This window comes from Phenylobacterium sp., from assembly GCF_016793225.1.
Taxonomy (GTDB): domain Bacteria; phylum Pseudomonadota; class Alphaproteobacteria; order Caulobacterales; family Caulobacteraceae; genus Phenylobacterium.
Genome location: NZ_JAEUMN010000019.1, coordinates 1 through 5,976, shown reverse-complemented (window position 1 = coordinate 5,976; position 5,976 = coordinate 1). Strand labels below are relative to the sequence as shown.

Annotated in this window: 2 protein-coding genes; both read left to right on the top strand. The window is 73.9% G+C overall.

Features of this window, described 5'->3' with window-relative positions; all coding sequences use genetic code 11:
• Positions 1–1,828 (top strand): chromosome partitioning protein ParB (locus JNK30_RS01900; RefSeq protein ID WP_293479625.1); only part of this gene is annotated, 1,828 nt, incomplete at its 5' end.
• Between the two features lie 261 nt (positions 1,829–2,089).
• Positions 2,090–5,976 (top strand): strawberry notch family protein (locus tag JNK30_RS01895; RefSeq protein WP_293479623.1); only part of this gene is annotated, 3,887 nt, incomplete at its 3' end.

The following is a 5,976-nucleotide window of genomic DNA, read 5'->3' as shown; positions in this document are numbered from 1 at the left end:
GAAGCCCGCCATGGCCCTGGACGGCCGGCGGCGCTGGCTGGCGCTGCAGCTGCTGCTGGAAGCCGGGCGCATCGCCGAGGACTATCCGGTGCCGGCCTTCGTGGAGACCGATCCGGCCCGCCAGGCCGCCGCGATCGTGCTGACCAACACCGCGGTGCCGGTGCATGTGGCCGACGTGATCATCGCCATCGGCAAGATGGCGAAGGCCAAGCTGACGTCGGCGGTGATCGCGGGCGCCCTGGGCTACGCCGAGATCGATGTGCGCCGGCTCTCGGCGCTCGCCGAACTGCACCCCAAGGCGCTCGAGGCGCTCCGGAGCGGACGCCTCAACCTGAAGCAGGCGCGGCTGATGGCGCGGGTGCCCAGCAAGAAAGAGCAGGGCGAGATCGCCGAGGCGGTCCTGAACGGCTTCGGCTTCCAGGAGTGGCGGATCACCGACCGGCTGGACGCCGGCCAAGTGACCGTGCGCGACCGCCGCTTCAGGCTGGTAGGCGCCGAGCGCTACGGGGCGGCTGGCGGCCGCCTCGAGAGCGATCTCTTCGGGGAGCGGCCGGATGTGATCCTCGACCCCGAGATCCTGCAGGACGCTTGGATCGCCCGCGCCGAGGCGCTGTCGGCGGGCCTCCGGACCGAGGCGGTGCAGGTCCTGGTGTCGGTGGCGCCGTCGCAGATCGACGACCCGGCGCTGGAGCCGTTCGGGGACGCCTACGGCATGGGCCTGGACGCCGAGGCGCTCTCGGCCTGGGACCAGGCCCAGGACGCCGCCCAGGATGCGGCCGCGGCCCTCCATGATCAGGACCTGTCGAACGCCGAGGCGGACGCGGCCATCGCCGCCTTGCTGGAGGCGAAGCTCGCCGCCGACGTGGCGGGCGAACCCTTTCGAGAGATCAGTCTCGTGCAGGTGTTCTCCGACGGGTCCACCGGCCTGGACGTGCGCGCCTTCGGGCCGCCGGCGCCGGTCGTGGAGACCGAGGACGGGCCCGAGCGCGAGGTTGACGGGGACGAGGCGGACGAGGGCGACGGGGCGCTGCAGCCCACGGCCATCGTGCGCCGCGGGGTGGTCAGCGTCGTGCCGGTGGCGGTGGCCCCGACGCCGGAGCTCGAGGGCGTCAACCACGTGCTGCACGACGTGCGCACCGACACCGCCACGCGAGCCCTGATCCGGGCGCTGGCCGACGATCCCGCGGTGGCGCTGACCGCCCTGGTCGCGCGGCTCTTCGGGGTCCTCGTGTTGCGGCAGAACCGGGCCAAGGGCGGCGGCGCGCTGGCGATCGACGCCGAGCCCTATGGGCGGGTGGGGGTGTCGCCCATCGAGGCGCTGGACGGCGAGGTCCGCAGACGCCTCGCCGAACGGCGGGCGGCCTGGGAAGCTTCCGAGGTCTCGCCGATCGCCTGGGTCGACGGCCTGGCGCACGGCGAGAAGATGGCGCTGCTGGCCGAGCTCGTGGCGCTGAGCCTTGACCTGCGCGAGGAGCGGACCACCTCGGTGCGCCGCTCGGCCCGGGCCGAGGCGGTGGAGATCGCCGCCCTGTGCTCGGCGGACGTCACCCTGCACTGGACGCCGGACGCCGGGTTCCTGGCCGCCCATCCCAAGCCCAAGCTGTTCGACATGCTGGACGAGATGGGCGCGGGCGAGAGCCGGGCCGGCGCCTGCAAGAAGGACGAGCTGGTCGCCCTGGTCGCCGAGCGGGCGGCAGAGCGCGGTTGGGCGCCGGCCTATCTCTCCTGGGCGGCCGAGCCGCCGGCCGAGGCCGAGGAGGAGGAACCGCCCGCGGAGGTAGCGGAAGCCGTCGGTGACGATGCGGCCGAGGCGCCCCTCGCCGCCTGAGGGAAAGCCTGACGCGCATGCCCGTCGCGAACGGCCGGCGCTTCGCACCGTAGAGCCGGTGCGGCCGAGCCGTGGGCACGACTGGAGCGCTCTCAGCTGCGGAGACCACAGCGGCTCCCTCCGCGGTGCGCAGTCGGGTCGACGGCGCCGTTCCGGTCGCTCCGGGACGGCGCCGTCCTACTGGAGCCGGAGGAAGGGTGGGCGGGGGCGAGCCCGGCGAAGTGGAGGGAGCCGCCCTCCGCGCCGGGCCGGAGCTCCGACATGAACGCCGCCCTTCCGCTCTTCGCCGCCGACGCCGCCGGCGACCGTCCGCAGAACCTGCTCGCTGCCGGCCGCGCACTCGCCCCTCACCTCTTCCGCGGCCGCCCCCTTGAGCGGCGCGTGGTCTCCACCGTGCTCACCACCACCTTCGGCGCGACGGACGCCGAGGGAGCCTGGGACTGGCGAGACGCCTACGACGCCATCGAGGCGGCCATGGTGCTCCAGGTCCGCCGGATCGCGGGCCAGGTGGCGCGGCTCGAGGACGCGCCGGCAGAGGTCGTGGGCGCCTTGGCCGATCTGGTGGAGCTCGGGCTCACCCACACCCGCCGCTCCGAACATCAGCTGGCGCTGGACCAGTTCTCGAGCCCGGCGCCGCTGGCCGCCTTGCTGGTGCTGGCCGCCCAGGTACGCCCCGGCGACAACGTGCTGGAGCCGTCGGCCGGCGTGGGCATGGTGGCCGCGGTGGCGGAAGCGTGCGGCGCGTCCGTCACCCTCAATGAGCTCAGCGACCGGCGCGCCGGGCTGCTGGACGGACTGTTCCCGGGCGCGGCGCGCACGCGGCTAGATGCGGCGCATCTCGGCGACCTGCTGCCGGAGGCCGGGGGCTTCCACGCTGTCGTCATGAACCCGCCGTTCGCGGGGCTGGGCTCGCACGTGCTGGCGGCGCTGGCGTGCGTGGCCGAGGGCGGTCGCGTGGCCGCCATCGTGCCGGCGAGCGCTTTGACCGACGCCGGCTTGCTCGCGGCGGTGCGGCGGGTTGGGCGGGTGGTGGGGCGCTTGGTCCTGCCGCCTGGGGCCTTCGCCAAGCATGGCACCGGCGTAGAGACCGGGATCCTGGTGCTCGACCGCGGCGCGGGCGCGGAGCCCGCCGCGCTGGAGACGGCCGTGGCGCTGGCGGACGCAGCCGCCTGGGCCGGAGGCCTGTCGGCGCGACCGACCTGTCAGCCGCGCCTGGCGCGTGTGGGGCCTGTGGGCTTGGCGCTGCGGCCTCGCGGCCTCAGCGGACCCGCGGTCGCGCTGCGCTTCCTGGAGGACGCCCAGACCCTGGACTATGCGGAGGCCGTGTGGTCCGGCGAAGGGCGCGACGTGGGCCTCTACCAGGCCTGGCGGCTGGGTCGGATCGCCTTTGCGGCGGCGCAGCCGCATCCGACGCCGCTGGTGGAGTCGGGGGCGATGGCGTCCGTGGCGCCGCCGGCGCCGACGCATCGGCCCCGTCTGCCGGCGGTCCTGCGGGCGGAGGGACGGCTCTCCGACGCCCAGGCCGAGACCGTCGTGTACGCCGGCGAGGCGCACAGCGCGCACCTGTCGGGGTGGTGGCTACCGGGTGAGGCCGCCCACGAGCTGCGGCCCGTGGACGCCGAGGCCGAGGGCGCCTTCCGGCTGCGGCGCGGCATGTTCCTGGGCGACGGCACCGGCGCCGGCAAGGGCCGCCAGATCGCCGCGGTCATCGCCGACAACATGGCGCACGGACGCATGCGCGCCGTCTGGCTGTCGAAGAACGAGGCTCTGCTGGAGGACGCCCAGCGCGACTGGAAGGCCATCGGCGGCTCGGCGCACGAGGTGGTGGCGCAGTCGCGCTGGAAGCAGGGCGAGGCGATCCGGCTCGAGCGCGGCGTGCTCTTCACGACCTACGCCACCCTGCGCCAGCCGGCCCGAGGCGGACTCCTCTCCCGCCTCGACCAGATCGTGGCCTGGCTCGGCGCGGGCTTCGACGGGGCCATCGTCTTCGACGAAGCCCATGCCATGGCCAATGCCGCGGGCGGGGTCGGCGGGCGCGGCCCGAAGAAGGCTTCGCAACAAGGGCTGGCGGGCCTCGCCCTGCAGAACCGCCTCCCGGACGCACGGGTGTTCTACGTGTCGGCGACCGGGGCCACCGAGCCCGCAAACCTCGCCTACGCGGCTCGGCTCGGCCTCTGGGGCGGGCCGGAGGCTCCCTTCACCACGCGCGCCGACTTCCTCGACGCGGCTGAGACCGGCGGCATCGCCTTCATGGAGCTGGTGGCGCGCGAGCTGAAGGCCATGGGCCTCTATGTGGCCCGAAGCCTGTCCTTCGAGGGGGTCGAGTACTCGCCGTTGGCGCATCCCCTGACGGCCGACGACATCGCCATCTGGGATGCCTGGGCCGACGCCTTCCAGGTGATCCACGCCAACCTTGCCGCGGCACTGCAGGCCATCGGCGTCGTGGACGAGGAGGGCAGGGTGGTGAGCGGCGCCGCCCTGAGCGCGCTGCGCTCGGCCTTCGAAGGCGCCAAGCTGCGCTTCTTCGGCCATCTGCTGGCTGGCCTGAAGGCCCCGACGCTGGTGGCTGCGATCCGCCGCGATCTGGGCGCTGGGCGCTCGGCCGTCGTGCAGATCGTATCGACCAACGAGGCGGTGATGAACCGCCGCCTGGACGAGATCCCGCCGGAGGAGTGGAGCAACCTGCAGGTGGACCTGACGCCCAAGGAGTATGTGCTCGACTACCTACAGGGCGCCTTCCCGACCGCGCTGATGGAATCCGTCGAGGGCGAGGACGACCAGGTGGTCCTGCGGCCCGTGATGAAGGACGGCTGCCCGGTGCACAGCCAGGAAGCGCTGCGCCTGCGCGACGAGACGGTCGCGGGGCTGGCGAGCCTGCCGGCGGTGCCCGGGGTTCTGGACGCGGTGCTCGACGCCTTCGGGACCGGCGCGGTGGCGGAGATCACCGGCCGCTCGCGGCGGGTGGTGTTGCGCGAGGGCCGCCGCGTCGTGGAGCGCCGGGGCGCCTCGGCCGCCAAGTCCGAGACCGACGCCTTCATGGACGGGCGCAAGCGCGTGCTGGTGTTCTCCGACGCCGGCGGCACCGGCCGCAGCTATCATGCCGCCCTGGACGCCGTGAACCGCCAGCGGCGCGTCCACTACCTGGTCGAGCCGGGCTGGCGCGCCGATGCGGCCATCCAGGGCCTGGGGCGCACGCATCGGACCCATCAGGCGTCCCCGCCGCTCTTCCGGCCGGTCACCACCGACATCCACGGCGAGAAGCGTTTCCTGTCGACCATCGCGCGGCGGCTGGACTCGCTGGGCGCGCTGACCCGCGGCGAGCGCCGGGTCGCCGGCGCCGGCCTGTTCCGGGCCGAGGACAATCTCGAGAGCCCCTGGGCGCGGCGGGCCCTGCTGGTGCTCTACGGCGCGCTGGCCTTTGGCGAACTCGAGAGCATGTCGCTGGAGGCGTTCGAAGCGAAGACCGCGCTCAAGCTGCTGGACAGCGAGGGTCAGTTGAAGGGCGGTGAGGATCTGCCGCCGATGAACACCTTCCTCAACCGCCTGCTGGCCCTGCGTATCGCCGACCAGAACGCGCTGTTCGCCGACTACGAGAAAATCCTGGCCGGGGTGGTCGAACGCGCCGCGGCCTCCGGGCAGCTGGACCACGGCCTGGAGGACATCGTCGCCGAGGACCTGCAGGTCCTGTCCGAGGAGACCGTCCGAACCGACGAGGCCACAGGCGCAGAGACCCGGCTGGTGGGGTTCGCGCTGCGGACACGGCGCGAGTTCCTCAGTGTCGATGAGGCCCTCGATCTGGCCGAGGGACTCGGCGAGGCCGCCGTCCTGGCCATCAATGGACGATCAGGTCGCGCGGCGCTGGTGGAGCTCGGCCTGACGACCACGGACGACAACGACCGCCTGCTGCCGGCCGTGCGCCTGCGCCGGCCCGACGGGAAGTCGCTGGAGACGGCCAAGGCCTTCGAAGAGTCGGCCTGGGCGCCCGCCGAGCCGCAGACCTGGCGCGCCGCCTGGGCGGGCGAGATCGCCGAGGCCGATCCCTGGCGGACCCGAGAGCTGACCCTGGCCACGGGCCTCCTGCTGCCGGTCTGGGCGCGGCTGCCGGGGCGAGGCGCCCAGGTGCGCCGCGTGAAGGCGCCGGACGGCCG